The following is a 26278-nucleotide window of genomic DNA, read 5'->3' as shown; positions in this document are numbered from 1 at the left end:
TTCCGAAATGCGATTTGTGAGCCGGGTCCGTATCTTCGCGAGCCATTCCGTTGTTAGCGTGATCAACCATGCGCGCTGGGAGAACGGGATGACGAGAGTCGTTTCCTGGTGTTTCCGCCACGCCGTCGTGGTCGTCGCGCTGTGGCTGACGGCGCTGGCCGGGCTCGGTTTCGCCGCCCTGCACCAGGGCGCCGACTTCCGCGACACGGTCGACCTGCCCGCCGCGGACAGCACCGCGGCGGCGAAGCTGCTGCACCGCACCGGTGCCGAAGAAACCGTCGTCGTCCGGGCGCCGGGCGGCCCGGTCGACCGCGGCGCGGGCCGCGTGGACCTCGAGGCGTTCGCCGCCCGCCTGGCGGCGCTCCCGCGCGTCGTGGCCGTCAGCCCGCCGCCCGGCCGGGTGTCGGCCGACGGGCGGACCGCGGTGCTGACCGTCCGGTTCGACGCACCGGCCACGACCCTCGGGCCGGACACGGCGGACGCCTTCGGCGACGTCGTCCGCGCCGCCCGCGGCCTCACCGCCGGCGCGTCGGGCGAGCTCGCCGCGATGACCGCGGCACCGCCGGACCTGGGCAACGCCGGGATCGGCCTGCTCGCCGCCGCCCTCGTGCTGTTCGTGACGTTCCGGTCCCTGACCTGCGTCCTCCTCCCGGTCCTCACCGCGTCGGTGTCGGTCGGCTGCGCGCTGGCCGCCGTCACGCTGCTGTCGCACGTCATGACCGTGCCGACGATCAGCACCGAGATCGCCGCGCTGCTGGGCCTCGGCGTCGGCGTGGACTACGCGCTGTTCGTGCTGACCCGCTACCGGCAGGGGCGCCGGGACGGCGCGGACCCGGCGGGGGCGTTGGCCGTCGCGGCGGCGACGTCGGGCCGCAGCGTCGTGTTCGCCGGTGTCACCGTGTGCGTCTCGCTGGCCGGGATGCTGACCGTCGGCCTGCCGTTCCTCGACGGGATCGCCGTCGCCGCCGCGGTTTCGGTGCTGCTCACCGCGTCGGCGGCGCTGACGTTGCTGCCCGCGTTGCTGCGCCCGGTGGCCGGGCGGATGCGCATCCCCGCGGAGGGCGGCGGCCGCCGGTGGGCCCGGCTCGCACGGTCGGTGACCCGGCGGCCGGGGCCGTACACGCTCGCCGCGCTGCTGGTCGTGGCCGTCCTCACGCTGCCGACGACCGGACTGCGGCTCGGCGTCCCGGACGCTTCCCTCGACCCGCCCGGCAGCATCACGCGCACGGCCGCGGAGCTGCTGCACGACGGGTTCGGCCCGGGCGCCGGTGCCCCGCTGCTGGTGGTGGGCACGGGGGACGCCTCGCTCGGCACCCTGCGCGAGGCCCTGCTCGCCCGCACCGAAGCCGGGCCGCCCGTGCCGCTCCCGGGCGGCGGCTGGCTGCTCACGGCCACCCCGCGCACCGCACCCGACGACCCGGCCACCGCCGAGCTGCTGAGCTGGGCGCGGACGATGGCCACCACCGTCGGCGGCCCGGACACGCACGTCGGCGGGCCCGTCGCCGCCCGGGCCGACTTCTCCGCGGCCGTCACCGCGCGGCTGCCGCTGTTCCTCTTCAGCGTCGTCGGCATCTCGGTCCTGCTGCTGGCCTGGGTGTTCCGCAGCGTGGTGATCCCGCTGACCGCGGCGGTGATGAACCTGCTCACCGCGGCCGCCACGACCGGTGCGGTCGTCTTCGCCTTCGGCGCCCCGATCGAGCCGTACCTGCCGGTGTTCCTGTTCGCCGGGCTGTTCGGGCTGTCGATGGACTACGAGGTCTTCCTCATCGCGCGTGTCCAGGAGGCGTGGCGCCGCCGCGGCGACACCCGGGCCGCGGTCGTCGACGGCGTCGCGGCCACCGGCCGGACCATCACCGCGGCCGCGCTGATCATGGCGCTGGTGTTCGTGGCGTTCGCCTTCGTGGACGCCCGGGTGGTGCGGGAAGCCGGTGTGGGGCTGACGGTCGCGGTCCTGCTCGACGCCGTCGTCGTCCGGTGCGTGCTCGTCCCGGCGGTGATGGCGTGGTTCGGCGAGGCCAACTGGTGGTTCCCGCGCCGCCGGCCGGCGCCGGTCGCGCGCGAGCTGGTGCGGAGCGGGCGATGACGCGGCGGACCCTGGTGCTGATCGCGCTCGGCGCGTTCGTGACGACGCTGGACAACACGATCGTCGCGGCCGGTGCGCCGTCGATCGCCCGCGACCTCGGACTGGACCTCGGGGCGCTGCAGTGGGTCGCCCTCGGCTACATGCTCCCGTTCGCCGGGCTGCTGCTGGTGGCGGGCGCGGTGCTCGACCGCTGGGGCCGTCGCGCGGCGCTGCTGGCCGGGCTGCTCGCGTTCGGGATCGGCGCGGCCGCCGGCGGGCTGGCCGCTTCGGCCGGGGTGCTGGTCGCCGCCCGGGTGCTGCAGGGCGCGGCCGCCGCGTTCCTGGTCCCGGGGTTGCTGAGCCTGCTGCGGACCAACCTCGACGCGCGGGGCCGGACGCTCGGCGCCGCCGTCTGGACGGCGTGCCTGGCCGCGGCGCTCGCGCTGGGCCCGGCGCTCGGCGGCCTGCTGAGCGCATTCCTCGGCTGGGGCTGGATCTTCTTCGTCAACCTCCCGTTCGTGGCGGCGATGCTCGTCCTGCTGCCGGGGACGGTCCCGCGCGGCCGGGATCCGGACGCCCCGAGACCGGCCGCCGGCGCGCTGACCGTCGTGACGGCGAGCCTGGTCCTGCTCACCGCGGCGCTCGTCGAACTCGGCGAGCACCCGCGGACCGCCGTGGCCCTGCTGGCCGTCGGGGTCGCGCTCGGTGCGGCGTTCGTGCACCGCGAGCGAAGGGCACCGGCCCGGCTGGTGCCCGCCGAGCTGACCGGCGACCGGGTGTTCGCCGGCTCGCTCGCCGTGCAGGTGCTGTGGGGCCTCGGGATCTCGGGCATCGTCTTCTTCACGCCGTTGCTGCACCAGGACTTCCTCGGTCTCGACCCGGTGCGGGCCGGGCTGCCGCTGGCGCTGGTCGCGGTCGCGGTGGTGGCCGCGACGCCGCTGGTGCCGCGGGCCGTCGCCCGGCACGGTCCACATCGGACGGTCGCGGCCGGGCTCGGTGTGGTGGCGGCCGGGCTGCTCGCGCTCGCCGCGGTGAACCACGTCCCGGCGGTCCTCCCGCGGATCCCCGGGCTGGTGCTGATCGGGGCCGGTTCGGCGTTCACGACGCCCTTGACGTCGCACGCGCTGGACGTCGTCGCCGAACGGCACGCGGGCACGGCGTCCGGGTTGCTCACCGCGTCTCGCGAGCTCTCGAGCGCGCTGGGGGTCGCGCTGATCGGGGCGGTCCTGACGGCGGTGCGCGCGCTGCGGCTCGGCGCCGGTGCGCCGCCGGGACCGGCGCTGGCCGCGGGCTACACCGCGGGTCTGCTCGCCGCGGCCGGGTTGACGCTCGCCGGCGCGCTGCTCGCCGTGCGCGTGTCGCGGAGCCCGTCCGCCCGGACCTCGTCGCCGCGTGACAAACGCGCGGTGCCGTAATCCGTGTGCCGGTGAGTATCGCAATTCGCTTGATTGACAACCGCCGGGGCGCAGCTATTCACTGCGCCGGTAAACGCTCTCTGCGAGGTGCCATGGAAACCATTTCCCCGCCGGTTCCCGTCACCGGGGCCGAATCGACGGCCTCACTGGCGACCCTGCTCGGCCAGTGGGCGCGCGTGCTCGGCGACGAGATCGCGCTGACCCATGTGGACTACCGGGACAGCGCGGACGGCCGGGCGGTCACGCTCACCTGGCGCGAGCTCGACGCGCGCGTCGGAACGGTCGCCGCGCGGGTGAGCGGAATCGCGGGGCCGGGCGCACGGGCGGCGGTGCTGGCCGGGCAGTCCGTGGACTACGTCGTCGCCTTCCTCGGCGCGATCCGGGCGGGGCTGATCGCCGTGCCACTGTTCGCGCCCGGCCTGCCCGGGCACGCGGGCCGGCTGGCGGCGGCCCTCGCCGACTGCGCCCCGAGCGTCGTGCTCACCACGACCGCGGACCTCGGCGAGGTCCACGCTTTCCTCGCGGATCCGGCGGCCCGGCCGGAAGTCGTCGCCGTGGACGCGCTCGCTCCGGCGGAACCCCGGGACTGGCCCGTGCCGGACCCCGACGCGACGGCATACCTGCAGTACACCTCGGGTTCCACCCGCACGCCCGCCGGTGTCGTGCTGACGCACCGCAACGTGCTCGCCAACGCGCGTCAGGCGTGCACCGCCTACGGTGCCGAAAGCCGGACCACCTCGACGGTCAGCTGGCTCCCGCTCTTCCACGACATGGGCCTGATCCTGGGCATCGGCGCGCCGATGACCGGCGGTCTCGCCTCGGTTCTGATGGACCCGCTGGCGTTCCTCGAACGGCCGTCGCGCTGGCTGCGGGCCCTCTCGGCCAGTCCCGGCGCGATCAGTGCCGCGCCGAACTTCGCTTACGCCTACTGCGCTTCCCGGGTGTCGGAAGCGGAGAAGAGCTACCTGGAGCTGAGCCGGGTCGTTTCGCTGATCAACGGCAGCGAACCCGTGCTGCCGGCCACGATCGCGAAGTTCCAGGACGCCTTCGCCGAATGCGGGCTGCGGCCGGAGGTCCACCGGTCCTCCTACGGCCTGGCCGAGGCCACCGTGCTGGTTTCGGTGTCCGACGCCGGGAAACCGGCCCGGCAGGTGACGTTCGACCGCGACCGCCTCGCCGCCGGGTTCGCGGTGCCCGCCGCGGCCGGGTCGACCCTCGTCTCGTGCGGCCGCCCGGCCGGGCAGCGGGTGCGGATCACCGATCCCGTCACCGGCGAAGAGGCCACGCCGGGCGAAGTCGGCGAGATCCGGGTGAGCGGCCCGAACGTCGGCCGCGGGTACTGGGGCCGGGACTCCGCCTCGACCTTCGGCCTGCCGCCGCTCGACCCGGAGACCGGCGAGGGCTGGCTGGCGACCGGCGACCTCGGCGTCGTCTTCGAAGGCGAGCTGTACGTCACCGGGCGGTTGAAGGACCTCGTCGTCGTCGACGGGCGCAACCACTACCCACAGGACATCGAGCAGACGGCCGAAGAACACGCGGCGGTCCGGCCGCACTCGGCGGCGGCCTTCGCGATCACCGCCGACGACGGGGAAGCCGCGGTCGTCGTGCTGGAACGCGCCAAGGACTCCGAAGCCGACGTCGCCGGGCTGGCGGCCGCGGTGCGGGCGGCGGTGTCGGCCGGGCACGGGCTGGGCCTGCACGACGTCGTGGTCCTGCCGCCGGGTGACGTGCCGCGGACGTCCAGCGGCAAGATCAGCCGCGCGCGCTGCCGAAGGTCCTATCTGGACGGAACGCTGACCGGACGGCGGCTGGGATGACGACGTCGGACGCGGTGCGCGCGTGGCTGCTCGCCCGGCTCGGTCCGGTGGACCCCGGCCGGCCGCTGCACGAAACGGGACTGTCCTCACGGGACGCGACGGCCCTCGCGGCCGATCTCGGCGAGTTCGTCGGACGCCCGCTGGAGGTCACCCTCGTCTGGCGGTACCCGACGGTCGACGCTCTCGCCGAGTACCTGTCCACAGGGGATTCGGCGGCGGTTTCCCTGCCGTCGCAGGCGGAAGAGGAGCCGATCGCGATCGTCGGCCTCGGCTGCCGGCTGCCGGGCGGGATCGACTCGCCGGAGGCGTTCTGGCGGTTCCTCGACGCCGGGGGCGACGCCGTCGGCGAGGTGCCGGACGGACGGTGGGAGACGTTCGCCCCGGCCGGTGACCTGGCGGGATTGCCGGCGCGGGGCGGGTTCCTCGACGACGTCGCCGGGTTCGACGCGGAGTTCTTCGGCATCACCCCGCGCGAGGCGCTGGCCATGGACCCGCAGCAGCGGATCCTGCTCGAGGTCGCCTGGGCGGCGCTGGAGCACGCCGGGATCCCGCCGTCGGGGCTGCGCGGCAGCCGGACCGGCGTGTTCGTCGGGCTGTCGGCCACCGAGTACGGCTCGCTGACGATGACCGACGTCGCCGGTGCCGACGTCTGGTCGGGCACGGGCGCTGCGGCGAGCATCGCGGCCAACCGGCTGTCGTACCTGCTCGACCTGCGCGGGCCGAGCCTGACGCTGGACACGGCGTGTTCGTCGTCGCTGGTCGCGGTCCACCAGGCGATGCAGAGCCTGCGTCGCGGCGAGAGCGAGATCGCGCTGGCGGCCGGGGTGAACGTGCTGCTGTCACCGGGCATCACGGCGAGTTTCCACCGCGCCGGGGTGCTGGCGGCGGACGGCCACTGCAAGCCGTTCGACGCGGCCGCCGACGGCATCGCCCGCGGCGAGGGGTGCGGAGTGGTCGTGCTGAAGCCGCTGCGGGCGGCCCGCGGCGACCGGATCCTGGCGGTCCTGCGCGGCAGTGCGGTCAACTCCGACGGCCGGTCCAACGGCTTGACGGCGCCCAACCCGTTGGCACAAGCGGACTTGCTGCGCTCGGCCTACGCTGCCGCCGGGGTGGATCCGTCCTCTGTGGACTACGTCGAGGCGCACGGCACGGGCACGCCGCTGGGCGACCCGCTGGAGGCGGGCGCGCTGTCGGCGGTGCTCGGGCGCGCGGCGGACCGGCCGTTGCTGCTGGGATCGGTGAAGAGCAACCTGGGCCACCTCGAAGGGGCGGCGGGCATCGCGGGGCTGCTGAAGGTGGTGCTGGCGATGACCCACCGGCGGCTGCCGCCGAGCTTGGGGTTCCGGGAGCCGAACCCGCACATCGACTTCACCGGGTTGAAGGTGGTGACGTCGCCGACGGAGTGGCCCCGCTACTCGGGCACGGCCCGGGCGGGGGTGTCGGCCTTCGGTTTCGGCGGAACGAACGCGCACGTGGTGGTCGAGGAATGGCCGGCGGCTTCGTTCCCGGTGCGGGTGTCCCCGCAGAGCGCGGGGCCGGCGGTGTTCGCGCTGTCGGCCCGGTCGGCCGAGGTGCTGCGGGCCCGGGCGGGGGAGCTGGCGGAGTGGCTCGAGGGTGCTTCGGAGGTGCCGCTGGGGGCGGTCGCCTCGACGCTGGCGCACGGGCGGGAGCACTTGCCGGTGCGGGGCGCGGTGGTGGGGGAGAGCCGCGCCGAGGTGGTGGCCGGGCTGCGCGAGCTGGCCGCGGGTGGTGGCTTGGTGGGGAAGCCGGGGACAGAAGCGGCTTCGGCCCCCGGCGACGGCTCGGCGACCGCGGCCGGCGGCCGGACCGCCGGCAGCGGCCCGGCGGCCGGCGGCGCGGCTCCGGGTGTGGCGGTTGGCGTGGCGGGTAAGCCGGCCGGCAGTGGCTCGGCGGGTGCCGGTCTCGGTGGCCCGGTCTCGGGCGCGGCGGCCGGCGGCGCGGCTCCGGGTGTGGCGGTTGGTGTGGCGGGTGAGCCGGCCGGCAGTGGCTCGGCGGGTGCCGGTTCCGGCGGCCCGGTCTCGGGCGCGGCGGAAGGCGCGGCGGGCAAGCCAACCGGCAGCCTCGGTCGGACCACCGGCTCCGGTGACCCCGTCTTCGTCTTCTCCGGCTACGGCTCCCAATGGGCCGGCATGGGCCGCTCCTTCCTCGCCTCCGAACCCGCCTTCCGGGCCGAGGTCGAGGCACTCGACCCCGTCTTCCGAGCACAACTCGGCTCCTCACTCCGCGCCCTCCTCGAAGGCGAACCCGGCGACCTCGCCACCACCCAGCTGACCCTCTTCGGCATGCAACTGGCCCTCGCCGGGCTGTGGCGCGCCCACGGGGTCACCCCGGCCGCCGTTGTCGGGCATTCGATGGGCGAGGTCGCCGCCGCCGTGGTCGCCGGGGCCCTCGACCCTGCCGACGGCCTGCGCGTCATGGCCACCCGGGCCCGCCTGCTCGCCGAACTCGATCGGAGCGGGGACGGTGCCATGGCCGTCGTCGAGCTTTCCCCGCGGGAACTCGCCGAGTTCCCCGAAGTGACCGTCGCCGTCTACGCGTCGCCCACGCAGTGCACCGTCAGCGGGGCCGCCGACCAGGTCGACGCCCTCGTCGAACACGCCGAAAACCTCGGCAGGCTCGCCCGCCGCCTCCCCGTCGGCGGCGCCGGGCACTCCGCCGCCGTCGACGCCGTGCTCGACAGGTTCCGCGCCGGCCTCGAAGAAATCCGGCCCCGCACACCGCGGATACCCTGCTACACCACAGTTCTCGACGATCCGAAGGAAACACCGGCCTTCGACGTCGGGTACTGGGCCGCGAACCTGCGCCGTCCGGTGCGGTTCAGCCAGGCCCTCGCCGCCGCGGCCGCGGACGGGCACACCGTCTTCGTCGAAGTCTCCCCGCACCCCGTCGCCCTCGCCGCCGTCGAACAAACCACGGGCGCGCAAGCCCTTCCCTCCGCGAGCCGGAAGGCCGACGAACGGGCGGCGTTCCTGACCAGCCTCGCCCGGCTCCACGTGACCGGGCGCCCCGGTGCGCTCGCGGCCCGTCCCCGCACGGCGCCGGTCGACCTGCCCGGCCCCGTCTGGCGCCACCGGCGGTTCTGGCCGAAGCGCCGAACCCCGGCGCCCGGCGGCCACCCGCTGCTGGGTGTCCACATCGGACACCCGGGCGGCGACCTGTGGCAGGGAGACGTCGGCACCGGCGCGCATCCCTGGCTGGCCGACCACACCGTGCGGGGCAAGCCGGTGTTCCCCGCGACCGGGTTCCTCGAACTCGCGCTCGCCGCCGCGCGGGGCGGCCGCGTCCGGGACCTCGAACTCCGCGAAGTCCTCGAGCTCGGCGAGCACACCGAGGTGACGGCCGGCCGCACCGGCACCGAGTTCAGCGTCCACGCCCGGACGAACGGCGAGTGGGTCCGCCACGCCACCGCGCACCTCGAACCCGGCGGCACCCCGTCGGCGCCGTTCGGCGCGACCACCGGCGACCCCCTCGACCTCTACGAAGTCCTGGCCGACCTGGGGCAGAACTACGGGCCGGCCTTCCGCGGCCTCCGCAACGTCGTCGCCACCGAGGGCAAAGCCTCCGCCGAAATCGCCCAGCCCGACGACCACCCCGCCTACCGCCTGCACCCCGCCCTCGCCGACGCCTGCCTGCACGCGCTCGCCGCGGCCGTCGGGGACGCCGACGCCCTCTACCTGCCCCTCACGATCGGCGAGGTGGTCCTGGCCGGGGAGCCGCGCCGCGGCGTGCGCGTGGACGCCGTCCTCACCTCGCGGGACCCGTCCGGCGACGGGCTGCTCGGCAGCGTCCAGCTCGTCGACGCCGACGACGTCGTCCTCGTGGAGTTCCGGGACGTCTACTGCCGCCGGTTCCGGGACGCGGCCCTCGATCGCCTGCTGTACGAGGCCGCCTGGCAGCAAGTGGACCTGCCCGCCGCGCCGGAGCGCGCGGTCCGGTGGATCGAGCTGTCCGATGACCGCCCTCCCCTCGAGGAACAGCTGCGGGAGAACCCGGCCGCGGTGCTCGTCCACCTCGGCGGTACGGACAGCCCCGATCCGGAGCACGCCAAGAACCTGGTCGCGACGCTCTCCGAAGTCGTCGCCGAGCTGGCCGAACTGTCCACTCCGCCGCGGTTGTGGCTGGTCACGGCCGGGGCGCAGAGCGTCGAACCCGGCGAGCGCGGCGACCCCGGCCTGGCCGCCCTGCGCGGGTTCGTCCGCGTGCTCGCCTTCGAGCACCCCGAACTGCGGGTCAGCACGGTCGACTTCGACGCCGGACCGGACCCCGCCCGGCTGTGGGTCGGGCAGCTGCGCGACGAGGTCCGCGCGGACGGCCCCGACGACGAAGTCGCCTGGCGCGAAGGCGTCCGGCACGTGCGGCGCCTGGTTCGCCCCGAGCCGGGCGACCCGGTGCGCGAGCCGGTCCGCGACGGCGCCTACGTCATCACCGGCGGGCTCGGCGGCCTCGGCCTCGTCGCGGCGAAGTGGCTGGCCGAGCGGGGCGCGACGCGGGTGGTGCTCAACGGCCGCCGCGGCGGCCCCGCACCGGACCTGGGAATCGACGTCCGCGTCGTGCCCGGTGACATCGCCGGGCCCGGCACGGCCGAAGCGCTGGTCGCGGCAGCCGTCAACGGCGGCGTGCCGCTGCGCGGGGTGCTGCACGCCGCCGGGGTCCTCGCCGACGGCGCCGCGATCAGCCTGGACCGGGCCGCGCTCGACGCCGTCTGGCGGCCGAAGGCGCTCGGCGCCTGGCGGCTGCACGAGGCGACCGCCGGGCACGACCTCGACTGGTGGCTCGTGTACTCCTCGGCCGCCGCGCTGTTCGGCTCGCCCGGCCAGGCCGCGTACGCCACCGCCAACGCGTGGGCCGACGCCCTGGTCGCCTGGCGCCGGGCCCAGGGGCTCCCGGCGGCCACGATCGGGTGGGGCGCCTGGGGTGACGTCGGCGCCGCGGCCGGGTCGCGCAACCCCGTGCTCGAGCCCCTCGGCACCGGGGAAGCGCTGTCGGCGCTGGACGCCGTCCTCGCGCGCGACCGCCAGGCGACCGGTGTCGCCCGCCTCGACGCCGAAACGGTGCTGGACCTGTTCCCGCGGCTGGCCGAGCGGCCGTTCTTCGGGCTGTTCGCACCGCGCACCGGGCCGTCCGCTTGGGACGGATTGGACGTGCTGCGGAAGAAAGCGTCGCCGGAGATCGCCCGGCAGGCGATCGCCGACCACCTGGCCGGGCTCGTCGCGGGCGTGCTGGGCTACGCGGACGTCGAGCGGGACGTGCCGCTCACCCGGCTCGGCCTCGACTCGCTGTCGGCGATGCGCGCGCGGGGCGCGGTCGAACGCGACTTCGGCCTGCCGCTGCCGATCCCGCTGCTCCTGCGCGGGGCCAGCCTGGCCGAACTCGCCGCGCACCTGGCCGAACAGGCAGGCTTCGGACCCGCGAAAGCGGAACCGGTCACCGCCGGGCCGCGCGATCCCGCCGAGCGGTGGGTGGCCCGCCACTGGCGGGCCGAGCTGGGCGGCCCGGAACCCGGCGTGCACGACGACTTCTTCGCCGTGGGCGGGGATCCCGAACGCGCGCGGCGGCTGCGTGCGGCGTTCGCGGAGCAGCTGGGCGCGGTGCCCCCGGTGGAGCGGCTGTTCGCCACGCCGACCGTCGCCGCGATGGCCGACCTGCTGCGCGCGGAACTCGAAGGCCACGGCGGCGGCCCGGTGCGGCTGCTGCGCGACGGCGTCGCCGAGCCGCTGTTCCTCTTCCACCCGGCCGGCGGCCCGACGAGCGTGTACCGCGAGCTCGTCCGGCTGCTGCCGGAGGGGCACCCGGTGTACGGGCTGGAGCGGATCGACGACGAGGACACCGTCGAAGCCAAGGCCGCCTGCTACGCCGAGCTGATCCGCGAGATCCAGCCGCGGGGCCCGTACCGGCTGGGCGGCTGGTCGTTCGGCGGCTGCCTCGCCTACGAGACGGCGCGGCGGCTGGACGGGCCGGTCGACCTCGTGGTCCTGATCGACTCGATCCTGCCGCTGCCGGCCCCGGGGAAGCCGGCGGACCTGCTGCTGGACCGCTTCGACCGCTTCGCCGAGCACGTGTCGCGGACCTACGGCGTCCCGTTCGCGATCCCGCGCGCGGAGCTGTCCGGGTTGGCCGAAGACGCCCAGATCCGCTGGGTCATGCGCAGCCTCGCCGAGCAGGTCCCGGACCTCGGGGCCGGCGTCCTGCGCCACCAGTACGAGTCCTATGTGGACGCACGAGTCGCGGAGCGGTACACGCCGGAGCCCTACGACGGCCGCGTGCTGCTGCTGCGGGCGCAGGACCCGCACCCGCTGACGACCACTTTGGACCCGCGGTACCTGCGCACGGACGAAACCCTGGGCTGGGACGCGTACTGCACGGACCTCGACGTCGTCCGGGTGCCGGGCGACCACGTCTCGATGATCGACCCGCCGCACGTCGCCGCGGTGGCCGCGGCGCTCGCGGCCCGGCTCGGAGCAGGGGTGCGGTGATGGACGAACTCACGCCGACCACGGCGTTCCGGATCGCCGATCTCGCGGCGCGCCAGGACGAAGCGGTCCGGATCGCCGAGAAGCGGGCCGTCGACCGCCAGCACGCCAAGGGCAAGCTCACCGCGCGCGAACGGATCGGGCTGCTGCTCGACCCGGGCTCGTTCGTCGAGCTCGACCAGTTCGCGCGGCACCGGTGCGCGGAGTTCGGCATGGACGCCAACCGGCCCTACGGCGACGGCGTCGTCACCGGGCACGGCACGGTCGACGGGCGGCAGGTCTGCGTCTTCTCGCAGGACTTCACCGTCTTCGGCGGCAGCATGGGCGAAGTCTCCGGCGAGAAGGTCCTCAAGGTGATGGACCTGGCCATGTCGCTGGGCTGCCCGGTCGTCGGCATCAACGACTCCGGTGGCGCGCGCATCCAGGAAGGCGTCGTTTCGCTGGCTTACTACGCCGAGCTGGGGCGGCGCAACGCCCACGCCTCCGGGGTCATCCCGCAGATATCGATGATCATGGGCCCGTGCGCGGGCGGGGCCGTCTACGCGCCGGCCATCACCGACTTCACCGTGATGGTCGACGAAACCTCGCACATGTTCGTCACCGGCCCCGACGTCGTGCACGCGGTGACCGGCGAGCGCGTCACCGCGCAGGAGCTGGGCGGTGCGGCGGTGCAGAGCGAAGTCGCCGGCAACGCCCACCACCGGGCCGCCGACGAGCAGGACGCGATCGAGTGGGTGCAGACCCTGCTCGGCTACCTGCCCGCGAACAACCTCGACCCCGCCCCGGAGTACGCCGACGACACCAGTCCCGTCGTCACGCCCGCCGACCTCGAGCTCGACCGGCTGGTGCCCGACTCGCCGAACCAGACCTACGACATGGCCGAGCTGATCGTCCGGCTGGTCGACGACGGCGAGTTCTCGGAAGTCCACAGCGCCTTCGCGCCCAACATGATCTGCGCGTTCGGCCGGGTCCAGGGCCGCACGGTCGGCGTCGTCGCGAACCAGCCACGGCACCAGGCCGGCGTCCTCGACATCGACGCCTCGGAAAAGGCCGCGCGGTTCGTGCGCTTCTGCGACGCCTTCTCGATCCCGCTGCTCACCCTCGCCGACGTACCCGGCTACCTGCCCGGCAGCGACCAGGAACGCGGCGGCATCATCCGCCGCGGCGCCAAGCTGATCTACGCCTATTCCGAGGCCACCGTGCCGAAGGTGACGGTGGTGGTCCGCAAGGCCTACGGCGGCGGTTACGCGGTGATGGGCTCCAAGCACCTCGGCGCCGACGTCACCCTCGCCTGGCCCACCGCGGAGATCGCGGTGATGGGCGCGGAAGGCGCGGTGCAGGTGCTCTACCGCCGTGAGCTGGCCGCGCTGCCACCCGAGCGGCGGGCGGCGGCGCGAAGACGGCTCACCGAGGAGTACCGCAAGCGCCACACCGGCCCGTACCTGGCCGCCGAACGCGGCTACGTCGACCAGGTCGTGCCGCCGTCGCAGACCCGGCTGCAGGTCGCGCGGGCCCTGCGGACGCTGCGGAGCAAACGGCAGACCCTGCCGGCCAAGAAGCACGGAAACATCCCCCTGTGAAGGAGACTTCGATGAGAGCCGCCCTGCTGATGCTGGCCGTCGTGGTCCTGGCCGCCAGTGGCGTCACCGCCGCCCAGGCGAGCCCCGCCGTGGCCGACGACGGCGCGAAAGTCGTCCAGGAAACGTGGCTCGACGCCCGGACGGTGGACCTGAAGATCGATTCCCCGGCGCTCGGCACCACCGGGATGGTCCGGCTGATCGTGCCCTCCGGCTGGGCCGCGCAGCCGACGCGCACCTGGCCCGTGCTGTTCCTGCTGCACGGCTGCTGCGAGCCCGTCGACTACAAGTCGTGGGACCAGTTCACCGATGTGAAAGCGTTCACCGCGACCAAGGACGCGCTCGTCGTGATGCCGACCGACGGGCCGGCCGGGATGTACACGAAGTGGTGGAACTTCGGGCTGTCGAGCAAGCCCGACTGGGACACGTTCCACACGGCCGAAGTGCGCCAGATCGTCGAACGCGGCTACCACGGCGGCACCCGCCGGGCGGTCGCCGGGCTGTCGATCGGCGGGTACGGCGCGATGGCGTACGCCTTCCAGCACAAGGGGATGTTCGCCGCGGCGGCGTCGTACTCCGGCGTGCCGAACACGCTCTACCCCGGCATCCCGGTCTGGATCATCGGCATCCTCGCCCGCGCCGGGATCTTCAACTACCTGAACCTGTGGGGCGACTCCTTCGGGATGCAGCCGATCTGGTCGTCGCACAACCCCTACGACCACGTCCAGGACCTGCGCGGCACGGCTCTGTACATCTCCTGCGGCAACGGGCAGACCGGGCCGCTCGACCCGCCCGGGCAGTCCGACGTCCTCGAACCGTCGGCGTTGCTCTCTTCCCAGAGCTTCACCGACAAGCTGCGCCAGGCCGGCATCCCGGCGACGGTGGACTACTACGGGCCCGGCACGCACAGCTGGCCGTACTGGCAGCGGGCCCTGCACGACTCCTGGCCGGTACTGGCCGGCGCGCTCGGACTCCCTGCCTGAGCACATTCCCTTTCCCCGATGGAGGTTGTGGTGAAGTCTGTCCACTTGCGACGCGTGCTTTCCGCGCTACTGGGCGTTTCCCTGGCGGCGCTGGGGGTCGTGGCCGCGAGCCCGCCGGCGGGTGCCGCCGCGGCGCCGATCCTGCCCGGCCCGTTCGACGACTCGTTCTACACCCCGCCGTCGCCGCTGCCGGCCGGGAAACCCGGTGACGTCCTGCGCTGGCGCCCGGCGGTGCCGCTGCTGAACGTCGCCAACGCCGACGCCTGGCAGGTCATGTACCTCTCGACCAACGCCCGCGGCCTGCCGGACGCGGTCACCGGGACGATCCTGGTGCCGAAGGGCAAGGACCCGGCGCAGGCGCCGATCGTCGGCTACGCCGTCGGCACGCAGGGCCCGGCGTTCAAGTGCACCGCGTCCAAGGCGATGGAACGCGGCACGCTGTACGACCAGCCCGCCATCAACGACTCGCTGTCCAGCGGGTTCGCCGTCGCGGTGACCGACTACGAGGGCTACTCGCCGACGACCACGCCGACCTACATCACCGGCCAGTCCGAAGGACCGGCGGTGATCGACTCCGTGCGGGCGGCGCAGAACCTCCCGGCCGCCAAACTGGCCAAGACCGCCAAGGTGATCTTCCAGGGGTACTCCCAGGGCGGCGGCGGATCGATGTGGGCGGGGGAGAAGCAGCCCACGTACGCGCCCGAGCTGAACGTCGTCGGCGTCGTCGCGGGCGGGGTGCCCGCCGACCTGACCGAAGTCGCGAAAGGACTCGACGGCTACATCGGGTTCGGGTTCCTCGCCTTCGCCGCGGTCGGGCTCGACGCCGCGTACCCCGATCTGAAACTGGATTCGTTCCTCAACGACACCGGACGGCAACAGTTGAACGACGCCAAGAAGAACGCGTGCGTCGCCGAACTGCTGCTGAACTATTCGTTCAAGAAGATCAGCGACTACACGACGTCGAACCCGTTGGGCACGCCGCAGTGGCAGGCTCGGCTCGCGCAGAACAAGCTGGGCGCGAACCCGCCGCGGGTGCCGGTGTTCCAGTACCACGCGAGCACCGACGAGATCGTCAACACGCCGCAGGCGGAAGCGCTGCACCGGACGTACTGCGCGGCCGGGGTCCGGGAACAGTGGCAGACCTACCTTTCCGACCACGCCACCGGCATCCTGGCCGGGAACGGGGATGCCCACCAGTGGATCGTCAAGCGGTTCGCCGGTGAGCAGGCCCCGTCCAACTGCTGACGCGTCAGAGCTCGCCCGCGGCGAAGGCGGCGGCGTCGGAGGCGTCGCCGCCATAGCTCAGGTGGGCCAGGAAGTTCGCGCCGCCCGGCTGGCAGATCGGGTCGCCGTCGGCGCAGTAGTCCTTGGTGCGGCTCTGGTAGGTCCCGGTCACCTGGCGGCCGATCGCGCGGATCGGGTTGCCGAACAACAGCACGGCCGCGACCCGCGGGGCCAGCTCCGCCGGGATGGTCGCGACGATCGGGCCGCCGACGACCGCGCCGTCGCTGCTGACGCCGAGGGAGTTGTCGACGACGTTGGCGCCCTGGGAGTAGCCGACCAGGACGAACCGCTGCTGCGGGCAGGCCGCGGCCTGCGCCTTGACGTGGTTGACCAGGTCGGTGTTGCCCTTCTGCACCGACGCCGGCTCGCCGAGGTCGGCCGGGTAGTCGACCCGGTAGCCGCTCACCGATCGCGGCCGCAGCTTGTTCTGCACGGCCTGGTAGACCGGGTCGCCGACGATGAGGCCGAGGGTGCCGGGTTCGAACGTGCCGCGGGCGACGGGCACGTCGACGTCGGTGCACGGCGCGGCCGACGCCGCGGGTGCGGTGGCGACGGCGAGCCCGGCGGCGGCGATGCCGACCGCGACGGCGGTGGAAAGCAAACGACTCATGGCTGAACCCACTTCTGCTGGGAAAACGGAATGTCCGCAAACGCTTTCTCGAAATGGCTGGAAAGGCAAGGGGGACTTCGAATTCCCGGGCGGAATTGTTCAACCGGTGACAATCGGTCCGATGTGGACGCTCAGGTGGCGCACTGCCCGGCGTCGACGTGGTCCAGCAGCGCGGGGTCGAGCCCGCGCAGGGCGGCCATCACGAACCCGGTGGCCAGCTCGCCCGCCGCGATCGGGTCGACGCCGGGGGAGTGGGAGACGTGCATCGCGGCCCGGCCGACCAGGCCGACCATCATCGCGGCCAGCAGGTCCGCGCCGGGGCCGGGCGTGCGGCCGTGGGCGAGCAGGTGCTCCCGGACGCGGTCGACGACGTGCGTGGTGACGGTGTCGGCCAGCGCGCGGCGCTCGTTCGACATCTCGTCGACGGCGGAGTCGAACAGCATCCGGAAGCTGTCCGGGTGCGCGCCGGCGTAGCGGAACATGGCCATCACGGCGAGGCGGACGCGGTCTTCGAGGGGACTGCCGCTCGCGGTTTCGTACGCGGTGAGGACCCAGTTCCGCAGCGCGGCGACCTCCCGGCTCACGGTGGCGCGGAAAAGGGCCGCCTTGTCCCCGAAATGCGCGTAGAGCGTCGGTTTGGTGGAGTCGGCGCGGGCGGCGATCAGGTCCATGGTGGCCTGGGCGTACCCGCGTTCGGCGAACACCGCGCGGGCGGCGTCGAGCAGCTCGCCGTCGGTGGGCCGGGCGGCCGGGCTCCGGCGCGTGCTGGATCGATCAGGGGACCGCGGCCTGCTCATGGAGGTGTACTGTACGGTCTCGCTGCTTTACCGCTCGGTAAAGCTCACCCGCCCCGCGAAGGGAGCCCGGTGTCCGGCGACCAAGCTCGGCAGCAAGTCCCGGTGGCGCACGACGTTTTCGGACGCGCGGAGCTGGCCGCGCTCATGCGCCCGGCGATCCCGTCGCTGGTGGAGTGGATCGTCCGGGAGGTGTGGCAGGCCGTCCCGGTCTACGCCCGGCACGGCCGCGTGACCCGGCACGGGGTCGAGTGCGCGGTGGTCCTGTTCGTCGACCTGGTCGAGGACCCGCTGGCGCCGCGGGAGCGGCTGTACGAGACGTGCCGCCGGCTCGGCGCGGGTGAGGCCTACGAAGGCCGGACCCTCGACGACCTGCAGGCGGCGTACCGCGTCGGCACCCGCGCGGGCTGGCGCTGGATCATGCGCCTCGGCCACCGGAAACGGCTGTCGTCGGCGGTGATGGCGCGCTTGGCGGAGATGCTCTTCGGCTACGCGGACGACCTGGCGCGGATGTCGATCCGCGGGCACCGCGAGGCGGAGGCGGAACTCGGCGGCACGCGGGCGGGCCTGCGCCGTCGCCTGCTGCGCCTGGTCACCGGCCCGGTGGCACCGACGGACGCGGTCGTCGCCGAACTCGCGACGGCGGCCGGGTGGCCGGTGCCCGGCGAGGTGGCGGCCGTCGTCCTCGAGGCACCGGTGGAACCGTGCTGGGGGCCCGAGGTGCTGGCCGACCTCGAACCACCGCAGCCCTGCCTGGTGGTGCCGGCGCCGGTGGACGAGCGGTTCCTCGCCGCGCTGGGCGTCCGGCTGGCGGTGGGGCCGCCGGTCGCGCCGTCGGCGTCGGCGCAGTCCCTGCGCTGGGCGCGGACGACGTTGCGGTTGGTGGGCGAAGGCGCGCTGCCGGATGTCGCGGTGACGTGGTGCGCGAAGCACCTGACGACGCTGTGGCTGCTCAGCGACCCGGCACTGGCCGAGCAGGTGGCCCGCCAGGAACTCGCGCCGCTGGCCCGGTTCCCGGACCGCACGCGCCGCCGGTTGAGCGAGACTTTGCTGTCGTGGCTGGAAAACGGCGGGAACTCGGAGAAGATCGCGGTGGACTTGTCGGTCCACCCGCAGACGGTCCGGTACCGCGTGCGCCAGCTGAAGGAGGCGTTCGGCGACCGGCTGGAGGATGCCGAGGCGCGGTTCGCGATGCAAGCGGCCTTGCGCGCCTCGGCCCTCCGGGCTCCGGGTGATCTCAGTTCTTCACCAGGGCGGTGACGGCTTCGGCGAGCGGCGTCGTCGGCCGGCCGATCAGGCGGCGCAGGTCGCCGGAGTCCGACGTCAGCTCGCCCTCGGCGATGCCGCGGTCGGCGTCGGCCAGCATGGCCGCGACGGGCTCGGGCAGCCCGGCGCCGACGAGCACCCGCCGGTACTGCTCGCCGGGCAGGTCCTGGTAGGTGACCGGCTTGCCCGCCGCGGCCGTCACGGCGGCGGCGAGGTCGGCGTAGCTCCACGGCTCGTCGCCGGCCAGCTCGTACACCTTGCCCTCGTGGCCTTCGCCGGTCAGGACCTCGACGGCCGCCTCGGCGAAGTCGATCCGCGGGACGCCGCCCAGCCTGCCCTCGCCGGCGCTGCCCACGAAGGACCCGACAGCGAGCGCCTGGGTGATCGTCTGCGCGTAGTTCTCGGTGTACCAGCCGTTGCGCAGGAAGGTGAACGGCACACCCGACGCGCGGATGGCCTCCTCGGTGGCCTTGTGGTCCGGCGCGAGCGACAGCTTCGACGTGTCGGCGGCCAGGATGCTCGTGTAGGCGAGGTGGCCGACGCCGGCCTCGCGCGCGGCCGCGATGACGGCTTGGTGCTGGGCCAGCCGCTGCCCGGGCGTGCTGCTCGAAATGAGCAGCACCTTGTCCGCCCCGGCGAACGCCGCGGCGAGGCTCGCCGGGTCGTCGTAGTCGGCCCGCCGCACCTGCACGCCCCGCGCGGCGAACTCGGCGGCCTTCGCCGGATCGCGCACGGCGGCGACGACCTCGGTGGGGGCGACCTTCTTCAGCAGGCCTTCCACGACCAGGCGGCCGAGCTGGCCGGTGGCACCGGTGACCACGATCATCTGCTGCTCCTCGCTCTTGGACTGCTTACCGTCAGAGTGTACTAACTTTTCGAAAGTGCAAACTGTTGGTGAGCATCCTCACCTGGGCTTGTGCGGTGCGCGAGGTACCGTTGACCCCATGAGCGAGTGGCTGGACGAGCACGGGCAGGTGGTGTTCGACGTCTTCGCGCAGGCGTGCACGTCCCGGACGACGCTCGAGCACATCACCGGCCGGTGGGGGATCCTGGCGATGGCCGCCCTCCACGACGGCACGCTCCGGTTCAACGCCCTGCGCCGCCGGGTGTCGGGAGTGAGCGAGAAGATGCTGGCCCAGACGCTGCAGGCACTGGAGCGCGACGGGTTCGTGCACCGCGAGGCCCAGCCGACGATCCCGCCGAAGGTGGAGTACAGCCTGACCCCCCGCGGCCGCCGCACGGCGGCGCTGCTGCTGGCGCTGATCGAGGACGTCGAGGGCCAGATGCCCGAGGTGATGGCGGCCAACGCGGAGTACGACGCGAAGCGCGAGGCGTAACGCGTTCTAGTTCGACCAGGGCGGCCGCACGGTCCGCGGCCCGGAGGTTCGAGGGGGCTGAAGTCGAATTCGGGGTTGTAGTCCAGGATCCCGGCGTCGCCAGGGTGTCCGGCCTACAGCACCGGGCTCTCCAAGTCGAGGAACCCGAACATCGCGGACTGTAGTCCGTGGCGTCGGCCGGTGCGGGTGGCCGGACCACCGACCTTGCCCAAAGTTGGAACGTGTTCTAGTTTTGGGGAGTGCAGACCGATCTGGGCCTTTCCGGCGCCGTCGTCCTGGTGACCGGCGGTGTCCGCGGGGTGGGCCGGGGCATCACCGACGTCTTCCTCGCCCACGGCGCCCACGTGGTCACCTGCGCCCGGCGCGAGGCCGCCACCGAAGCCGAGTTCCACGTCTGTGACGTCCGGGACGAGACGCAGGTCGAAGCCTTGGTCGAGCGGATCGTCGAGAAACACGGCCGCCTCGACGTCGTCGTCAACAACGCCGGCGGTGCCCCCTTCGCGCCCGCGGCCACCGCCTCGCCGCGCCTGCACGACAAGGTCGTCCAGCTCAACCTGCTCGCCCCGCTCCTGGTTTCGCAGCACGCCAACGCCGTCATGCAACGCCAGGACGGAGGCGGCTCCATCGTGATGGTCTCCAGCGTCAGCGGCACGCGCGCGTCACCCGGCACCGCCGCCTACGGGGCCGCCAAGGCCGGGCTCGACAGCCTCACCGCCAGCCTCGCCGTCGAGTGGGCGCCGAAGGTCCGGGTCAACGCCCTCGACGTCGGCATGGTGCGCACCGAACAGGCCCACCTGCACTACGGCAGCGAGGCCGCCGTCGAAGCGGTCGGCAAGACCGTGCCGCTGGGCCGGCTGGCCGAGCCGGCGGAAGTGGGCGCCTGCGCCGCCTTCCTCGCCTCCGGCCTGGCTTCCTACGTCTCCGGCGCGACCCTGCTCGTGCACGGCGGGGGAGAGGTCCCGGCGTTCCTCGCCGCGGCCGACGTCAACCAACGGGAGGATTCGTGAGCGGGTTGTGCCAGGACCGGGTGGTCGTGGTGACCGGCGCCGGCCGCGGCATCGGGCGGGCCCACGCCCTCGCCTTCGCCGCCGAGGGCGCGCCGGTGGTGGTGAACGACGTGGACGTCGACGCGGCCGCGGAAGTCGTCGCCGAGATCGAAGCCCGGGGCGGGAAGGCGGTCGCGAACACCTCCGACATCGCCGACTGGGCCGGGGCGAAGAACCTCGTCGACACCGCGCTGGCGAGCTTCGGCCGCCTCGACGTGCTGGTCAACAACGCCGGGTTCGTCCGCGACCGGATGCTGGTCAACCTGAGCGAGGACGAGTGGGACGCCGTCGTGCGCGTGCACCTCAAAGGCCACTTCGCCCCGCTGAGGCACGCCGCGGACCACTGGCGGGCCGAAGCGAAAGCCGGGCGCACCCCGAGCGCGCGCGTCATCAACACCAGTTCCGGTGCCGGGCTGCTGGGCAGCGTCGGCCAGGGCAACTACTCGGCGGCGAAAGCGGGAATCGCCGGGCTGACCGTCGTGGCGGCCGCCGAGCTGGCGCGCTACGGCGTGACGGTCAACGCGATCGCGCCCGCCGCGCGCACCCGGATGACCGAGGCGGTCTTCGCGTCGATGGCGCGGCCGGACACCGGGTTCGACGCGATGGCGCCGGAGAACGTCTCGCCGCTGGTGGTCTGGCTGGGCAGCGAGGAGTCCGCGCACGTCACCGGCCGGGTGTTCGAGGTCGAGGGCGGCAAGGTCTCCGTCGCACAGGCCTGGCGGCACGGCCCGGCCGTGGACAAGGGCGCCCGGTGGGACCCGGCCGAGCTCGGCCCGGTCGTGAAGGACCTGCTCGAGCGCGCGCCCGAGCCCGAACCCGTCTACGGAGCGAGCTGATGGGCATCCTGACCAAGCGCGACGGGCACGTCGAGGTCGTCACGGTCGACTTCCCGCCGGTCAACGCGCTGCCCGTGCAGGGCTGGTTCGCCCTCGCCGACGCGCTGAAGAAGGCCGGCGAGGACCCGGACGTCCACGTCGTCGTCCTCCGCGCGGAAGGCCGGGGCTTCAACGCCGGCGTCGACATCAAGGAGATCCAGCGCAGCGAAGGGTATGACGCGCTCGTCGGTGCGAACCGCGGCTGCTACGCGGCTTTCGGCGCGGTCTACGACTGCGCCGTGCCGGTCGTCGCGGCCGTGCACGGCTTCTGCCTCGGCGGCGGCATCGGGCTGGTCGGCAACGCCGACGTCATCCTCGCCTCCGACGACGCCACCTTCGGCGTCCCGGAAGTCGAGCGCGGCGCGCTCGGCGCCGCGACCCACCTGGCCCGGCTCGTGCCACAGCACCTCATGCGCACCCTCTACTTCACCGCCCGCACCATCACCGCCGCCGAGCTGCACGCGCACGGCTCGGTCTACCGGGTCGTCCCGCGCGCCGAGCTGGACGACGCGGCGCTGGCCGTCGCCCGGGACATCGCGAAGAAGGACCCGCGGGTCATCCGGGCGGCCAAAGAGGCGTTGAACGGCATCGACACCCAGCAGGTGCACCGCAGCTACCGGTTCGAGCAGGGTTTCACCTTCGAGCTCAACCTGCTCGGCGCGTCCGACGAAGCCCGCGAGGAGTTCTTGAATGGCCGATAAGCGCACGACCGCCGACGACGTGGCGGCCGAGCTGAAGGACGGCATGACGATCGGGATCGGCGGCTGGGGCTCGCGGCGCAAGCCGATGGCCCTGGTCCGCGCGATCCTCCGCACGCCCGTCAAGGACCTCACCGTCGTCTCCTACGGCGGCCCGGACGTCGGCCTGCTGTGCGCGGCGGGCAAGGTGAAGCGCGTGGTCTTCGGGTTCGTCACCCTGGATTCGATCCCGTACGACCCGTGGTTCGGCCGCGCCCGCGAGACCGGCGCGATCGAGGTGACCGAGTACGACGAAGGCATGTTCGGCACGGCGTTGTCCGCGGCGATGCAGCGGCTTCCGTTCCTGCCGACGCGGGCGGGACTCGGCTCGGAAGTGATGCGCGCCAACCCCGGCCTCCGCACGGTGCGGTCGCCCTACGAAGACGGCGAGGAGCTGGTCGCGGTCCCGGCGCAGCACCTGGACGTGGCGCTGGTGCACCTCAACCGCGCGGACGCCCGCGGCAACGCCCAGTACCTCGGCCCGGACCCGTACTTCGACGAGCTGTTCGGCCTGGCCGCGGACCGCTGTTTCGTGTCGGTGGAGAAAGTCGTGGAGACGGCCGAGCTGACCGCCGCCGGGCCGGTGCAGTCGCTGCTGCTCAACCGCGGTGCCGTCGACGGGGTCGTGGCGGCGCCGCGGGGTGCGCACTTCACGACGGCGGTGCCGGACTACGGCCGGGACGAGCGGTTCCAGCGCCATTACGCGGCCTGCGCCAAGGACCTGGAGGCGTGGCCGGGGTTCGTGGACCGGTTCCTGTCCGGTGACGAGCGTAGCTATCTGTCCGAAGTGGACAAGTTCGAGGCGGAGGCGGCATGAGCGCGACCCGGGCCGAGATCGTCGTCGTGGCGATGGCCGAGGTGTTCCGCGGCGACGGCGAGATCGTCGTCAGCCCGATGGGCTTCATCCCGCAGCTGGGTGCCAGGCTCGCGCGGCTGACGTTCGAACCCGACCTGCTGATGTCCGACGGCGAGGCCTGCCTCGTGACGACCGACGGCGTGGTCGAGGGCTGGCAGCCGTTCCGCAAGATGCTGGACACGATCGTCCCGCACGGACGGCGGCACGTCGTGATGGGCGCCAACCAGATCGACCGGTACGGCAACCAGAACATCTCCGCGATCGGCGACCACGCCCGGCCGAAGAAGCAGCTGCTGGGCGTGCGCGGCGCGCCGGGCAACACGGTCAACCACCGCACGAGCTACTGGGTGCCCCGGCATTCCACCCGGGTCTTCGTGGACAGCGTCGACGTCGTTTCCGGGGTGGGGTACGACAACGCGGCGAAGGCGGGCCCGTCGGCGCAGAAGTACCACGACGTCCACCGGGTCGTGTCGAACCTCGGGGTGTTCTCCTTCGGCGGCCCGGACCACGCGATGCGGGCGGTGTCCGTGCACCCCGGCGTCACCCGGGAGGAGGTCGCGGCGGCGACGGCGTTCGAAATCGACTTCACCGGCACCGCGACCAGCCGCGAGCCGACCGACGACGAGCTGCGGCTCATCCGGGAGGTCCTCGACCCGAAGAGCCTGCGGGACAAGGAAGTCCCGGCGTGAAGACCGCGCTGACCGAGCTCGTCGGCGTCGAGCACCCGGTCGTGCAGACCGGGATGGGCTGGGTCGCCGGGCCGCGGCTCGTCTCGGCGACGGCCGAGGCGGGCGCGCTCGGCATCCTCGCCTCGGCCACGATGACCTTCGCCGAGCTGGCGGCCGCGATCACCGAAGTCAAGAAGCGCACGGAAAAGCCGTTCGGCGTCAACCTGCGCGCCGACGCGGCCGACGCCGGCGACCGCGTCGACCTGCTGATCCGCGAGGGCGTCAAGGTGGCGTCGTTCGCGCTCGCGCCGCGCGAGGAGATGATCGCGAAGCTGCGCGACCACGGGATCGTCGTGATCCCGTCGGTCGGCGCGGCACGGCACGCCGAGAAGGTCGCCGCCTGGGGTGCCGACGCCGTCATCGTCCAAGGCGGCGAAGGCGGCGGGCACACCGGGGGAGTGGCGACCACGCTGCTGCTGCCGTCGGTGCTGGACGCCGTCGACATCCCGGTCGTCGCCGCCGGCGGCTTCTTCGACGGGCGCGGTCTCGCCGCCGCGCTCGCCTACGGGGCCGCGGGGGTCGCGATGGGCACCCGGTTCCTGCTGAGCAAGGAGAGCACGGTCCCCGACGACGTCAAGCGCGTCTACCTCGAGCAGGGTCTCACCGGGACGGTCGTCACCCGGCGCGTCGACGGCCTGCCGCACCGGGTGCTGCGCACCGACCTCGTCGAGAAGCTCGAACGCACCGGCCGGCTCCGCGGCCTGGCGCAGGCCGCGCGCAACGCGCTGCGCTTCCGGAATATCACCGGACTGTCCCCGGTTGCGATGGTCAAAGAAGGCCTTGCGATGAAGCACGGCAACGATCTGACCTGGAGTCAGCTGGTCATGGCGGCCAACACCCCGATGCTGTTGCGGGCGGGGCTGGTCGAGGGCCGGACGGACGCGGGAGTGCTAGCGTCGGGACAGGTGGTGGGCATGATCCACGACCTGCCCACGGTGGCCGGGATCGTCGAGGGCACAGTGGCCGAGGCAGGTGAGATCCTGCGGCGACTCGGCCGGGATACGGGAGGGTGAGCGTGACGCTCAAGGTCGGTTACAAGGCGTCGGCGGAGCAGTTCGGACCGCGGGACCTGGTCGAGTACGCGGTGCGTGCCGAAGAGGTCGGCCTCGACTCGGTCTGGGTGTCGGACCACTTCCTGCCGTGGCGCCACGAGGGCGGCCACGCGCCGTGGGCGCTGGCGTGGATGCCGGCGGTGGCCGAGCGGACGAAGCGGGTGCAGATCGGCACGAGCGTGCTGACTCCGACGTTCCGGTACAACCCGGCCGTGATCGCCCAGGCGTTCGCGACGATGTCGCTGCTGTCGAACGGCCGGGTGATCCTCGGCGTCGGGACCGGCGAGGCGCTGAACGAGATCGCCGTCTCGGGTCGTGAGTGGCCGGAGTTCAAGGAGCGCTTCGCCCGCCTGCGTGAGTCGATCAAGCTGATCCGCGAGCTGTGGACCAGCGACAACGTGAACTTCAAGGGCGACTACTACGAGCTGGTGGACGCCAAGATCTACGACCGGCCGGAGCAGCCGGTGCCGGTGTACGTCGCCGCGGGCGGCCCGGTGGTGGCCAAGTACGCGGGCCGCGCGGGTGACGGGTTCATCTGCACCTCGGGCAAGGGCATGGACCTCTACACCGAGAAGCTGATGCCGGCGGTCAAGGAAGGCGCCGAGGCGGCGGAGAAGACCGTCGAGGACGTCGACCGGACCATCGAGATCAAGCTGTCCTACGACCGCGACCACGAGAAGGCGCTGGAGAACACGCGGTTCTGGGCGCCGTTGTCGCTGTCGGCGGAGCAGAAGCACAGCGTCTCCTCGGCCGAGGAGATGGAACGGCTGGCCGACGAGCTGCCGATCGAGCAGGTCGCCAAGCGGTGGATCGTGGCGTCGGACCCGGACGAGGCCGTGGCGCAGATCAAGCCGTACCTGGACGCGGGCCTCAACCACCTCGTGTTCCACGGCCCGGGCCACGACCAGGAGCGGTTCCTGACCCAGTTCTCCGAGGACGTGCTCCCGAAGCTGCGCGCCCTCGGCTGAGCCCGGAGTTCGCCCGGCCGGCGCCACCGGCCGGGCGAACCGGGACGGCTCAGTGCACCTCGACCGTCGACTTCACTGCGCGGTCGCCCTTGTAGCCGTTGCAGACCGCCGTGCTGGTCTTCCCGACACGGACCCACGGGCCCGTGCGGTCGTAGTCGATGGCCCACTTGGACGAGCAGTGGGTCCAGGCGCGGTACTCGCCGGTGCCGTTGGTGCACACGGCCGCGGCGCTCTTCGCCTCGGGGTGGGTGACCGTGCAGTCGTAGGGATCGGCGGACGCCGTTCCCGTGCCGAGGGCGAACAGCGACGCGCCGAAGAGCGCGGTGACACCCAGCATGCCGATGCGTTTCATGGATTCTCCCCTGGTCGCCCGGCGCCAC

20 protein-coding genes are annotated in these 26278 nt (G+C 73.3%); 16 read left to right on the top strand and 4 right to left on the bottom strand.

The window, feature by feature from the left end; genetic code table 11:
- Positions 1-88: 88 nt before the first annotated feature.
- The 7 genes from AB0J40_RS18035 to AB0J40_RS18005 all read left to right on the top strand — a co-directional run bounded on the left by AB0J40_RS18035 (position 89) and on the right by AB0J40_RS18005 (position 15590).
- The gene (locus AB0J40_RS18035) at positions 89-2083 is read left to right on the top strand and encodes an MMPL family transporter (RefSeq protein ID WP_364454017.1); all 1995 of its coding nucleotides are present in this window, start codon (positions 89-91) and stop codon (positions 2081-2083) included.
- On the top strand, positions 2080-3477 hold the full coding sequence (locus tag AB0J40_RS18030; protein ID WP_364454014.1) for an MFS transporter: 1398 nt from the start codon (positions 2080-2082) through the stop codon (positions 3475-3477). The genes AB0J40_RS18035 and AB0J40_RS18030 overlap by 4 nt, the downstream gene beginning before the upstream one ends.
- A gap of 92 nt (positions 3478-3569) precedes the next feature.
- Positions 3570-5294: a fatty acyl-AMP ligase gene (locus AB0J40_RS18025; RefSeq protein ID WP_364454011.1), complete on the top strand. Its 1725-nt coding sequence runs from the start codon at positions 3570-3572 to the stop codon at positions 5292-5294.
- A complete protein-coding gene (locus AB0J40_RS18020; protein ID WP_364454008.1) occupies positions 5291-11788 on the top strand; it encodes a beta-ketoacyl synthase N-terminal-like domain-containing protein in 6498 nt (2165 codons plus the stop codon). Before AB0J40_RS18025 ends, AB0J40_RS18020 begins: the two co-directional genes overlap by 4 nt.
- Positions 11788-13365, top strand: coding sequence for an acyl-CoA carboxylase subunit beta (locus AB0J40_RS18015; protein ID WP_364454005.1), 1578 nt, complete (start codon positions 11788-11790; stop codon positions 13363-13365). The genes AB0J40_RS18020 and AB0J40_RS18015 overlap by 1 nt, the downstream gene beginning before the upstream one ends.
- 11 nt (positions 13366-13376) lie before the next feature.
- Positions 13377-14345, top strand: coding sequence for an alpha/beta hydrolase family protein (locus tag AB0J40_RS18010; RefSeq protein ID WP_364454003.1), 969 nt, complete (start codon positions 13377-13379; stop codon positions 14343-14345).
- A 30-nt stretch (positions 14346-14375) separates the two neighbouring features.
- The gene (locus AB0J40_RS18005; RefSeq protein WP_364454001.1) at positions 14376-15590 is read left to right on the top strand and encodes a lipase family protein; all 1215 of its coding nucleotides are present in this window, start codon (positions 14376-14378) and stop codon (positions 15588-15590) included.
- Between the two features lie 4 nt (positions 15591-15594).
- Here AB0J40_RS18005 and AB0J40_RS18000 read toward each other — a convergent pair whose 3' ends face one another.
- Together AB0J40_RS18000 and AB0J40_RS17995 are read right to left on the bottom strand one after the other, a co-directional pair.
- Positions 15595-16239 (bottom strand): cutinase family protein, encoded by a 645-nt coding sequence (locus AB0J40_RS18000; RefSeq protein WP_364453999.1) that lies wholly within the window; start codon positions 16237-16239, stop codon positions 15595-15597.
- Positions 16240-16370: 131 nt separating this feature from the next.
- Positions 16371-17036 (bottom strand): TetR/AcrR family transcriptional regulator, encoded by a 666-nt coding sequence (locus tag AB0J40_RS17995; RefSeq protein ID WP_364453997.1) that lies wholly within the window; start codon positions 17034-17036, stop codon positions 16371-16373.
- A 102-nt stretch (positions 17037-17138) separates the two neighbouring features.
- On the opposite strand from AB0J40_RS17995, the gene AB0J40_RS17990 reads away from it, so the two are divergent.
- Positions 17139-18293: a helix-turn-helix domain-containing protein gene (locus AB0J40_RS17990; RefSeq protein WP_364453996.1), complete on the top strand. Its 1155-nt coding sequence runs from the start codon at positions 17139-17141 to the stop codon at positions 18291-18293.
- Here the strand turns inward: AB0J40_RS17990 and AB0J40_RS17985 are convergent.
- Entirely contained in the window at positions 18271-19125 is an 855-nt protein-coding gene (locus AB0J40_RS17985) for an SDR family oxidoreductase (RefSeq protein ID WP_364453994.1), read from the bottom strand. The genes AB0J40_RS17990 and AB0J40_RS17985 overlap by 23 nt on opposite strands.
- A 118-nt stretch (positions 19126-19243) precedes the next feature.
- Between AB0J40_RS17985 and AB0J40_RS17980 the strand changes: the two genes are divergently transcribed.
- The 8 genes from AB0J40_RS17980 (at position 19244) to fgd (ending at position 25898) form a co-directional block, all read left to right on the top strand.
- Positions 19244-19636 carry a helix-turn-helix domain-containing protein gene (locus AB0J40_RS17980; protein WP_364453991.1) on the top strand — a complete coding sequence of 131 codons (393 nt, stop codon included), beginning with the start codon at positions 19244-19246 and terminating at the stop codon, positions 19634-19636.
- Between the two features lie 239 nt (positions 19637-19875).
- A complete protein-coding gene (locus AB0J40_RS17975; protein WP_364453990.1) occupies positions 19876-20643 on the top strand; it encodes an SDR family oxidoreductase in 768 nt (255 codons plus the stop codon).
- Entirely contained in the window at positions 20640-21518 is an 879-nt protein-coding gene (locus tag AB0J40_RS17970; protein WP_364453987.1) for an SDR family oxidoreductase, read from the top strand. The genes AB0J40_RS17975 and AB0J40_RS17970 overlap by 4 nt, the downstream gene beginning before the upstream one ends.
- Positions 21518-22258, top strand: coding sequence for an enoyl-CoA hydratase family protein (locus tag AB0J40_RS17965; RefSeq protein WP_364453985.1), 741 nt, complete (start codon positions 21518-21520; stop codon positions 22256-22258). Before AB0J40_RS17970 ends, AB0J40_RS17965 begins: the two co-directional genes overlap by 1 nt.
- Positions 22248-23111 (top strand): CoA-transferase, encoded by an 864-nt coding sequence (locus AB0J40_RS17960; RefSeq protein WP_364453982.1) that lies wholly within the window; start codon positions 22248-22250, stop codon positions 23109-23111. Before AB0J40_RS17965 ends, AB0J40_RS17960 begins: the two co-directional genes overlap by 11 nt.
- Entirely contained in the window at positions 23108-23839 is a 732-nt protein-coding gene (locus AB0J40_RS17955) for a CoA-transferase (RefSeq protein WP_364453980.1), read from the top strand. The genes AB0J40_RS17960 and AB0J40_RS17955 overlap by 4 nt, the downstream gene beginning before the upstream one ends.
- On the top strand, positions 23836-24891 hold the full coding sequence (locus AB0J40_RS17950) for a nitronate monooxygenase (RefSeq protein ID WP_364453977.1): 1056 nt from the start codon (positions 23836-23838) through the stop codon (positions 24889-24891). Before AB0J40_RS17955 ends, AB0J40_RS17950 begins: the two co-directional genes overlap by 4 nt.
- A 2-nt stretch (positions 24892-24893) precedes the next feature.
- Positions 24894-25898, top strand: coding sequence for a glucose-6-phosphate dehydrogenase (coenzyme-F420) (fgd, locus tag AB0J40_RS17945; RefSeq protein WP_364453975.1), 1005 nt, complete (start codon positions 24894-24896; stop codon positions 25896-25898).
- Between the two features lie 49 nt (positions 25899-25947).
- On the opposite strand, the gene AB0J40_RS17940 is transcribed toward fgd, so the two are convergent.
- Entirely contained in the window at positions 25948-26250 is a 303-nt protein-coding gene (locus AB0J40_RS17940) for a hypothetical protein (RefSeq protein ID WP_364453974.1), read from the bottom strand.
- Positions 26251-26278: the final 28 nt, after the last annotated feature.

This window comes from Amycolatopsis sp. NPDC049691 (assembly GCF_040675005.1).
Classification (GTDB): domain Bacteria; phylum Actinomycetota; class Actinomycetes; order Mycobacteriales; family Pseudonocardiaceae; genus Amycolatopsis.
The sequence above is the reverse complement of the archived record's forward strand: the minus strand, read 5'-3'. Positions and strand labels throughout refer to the sequence as shown.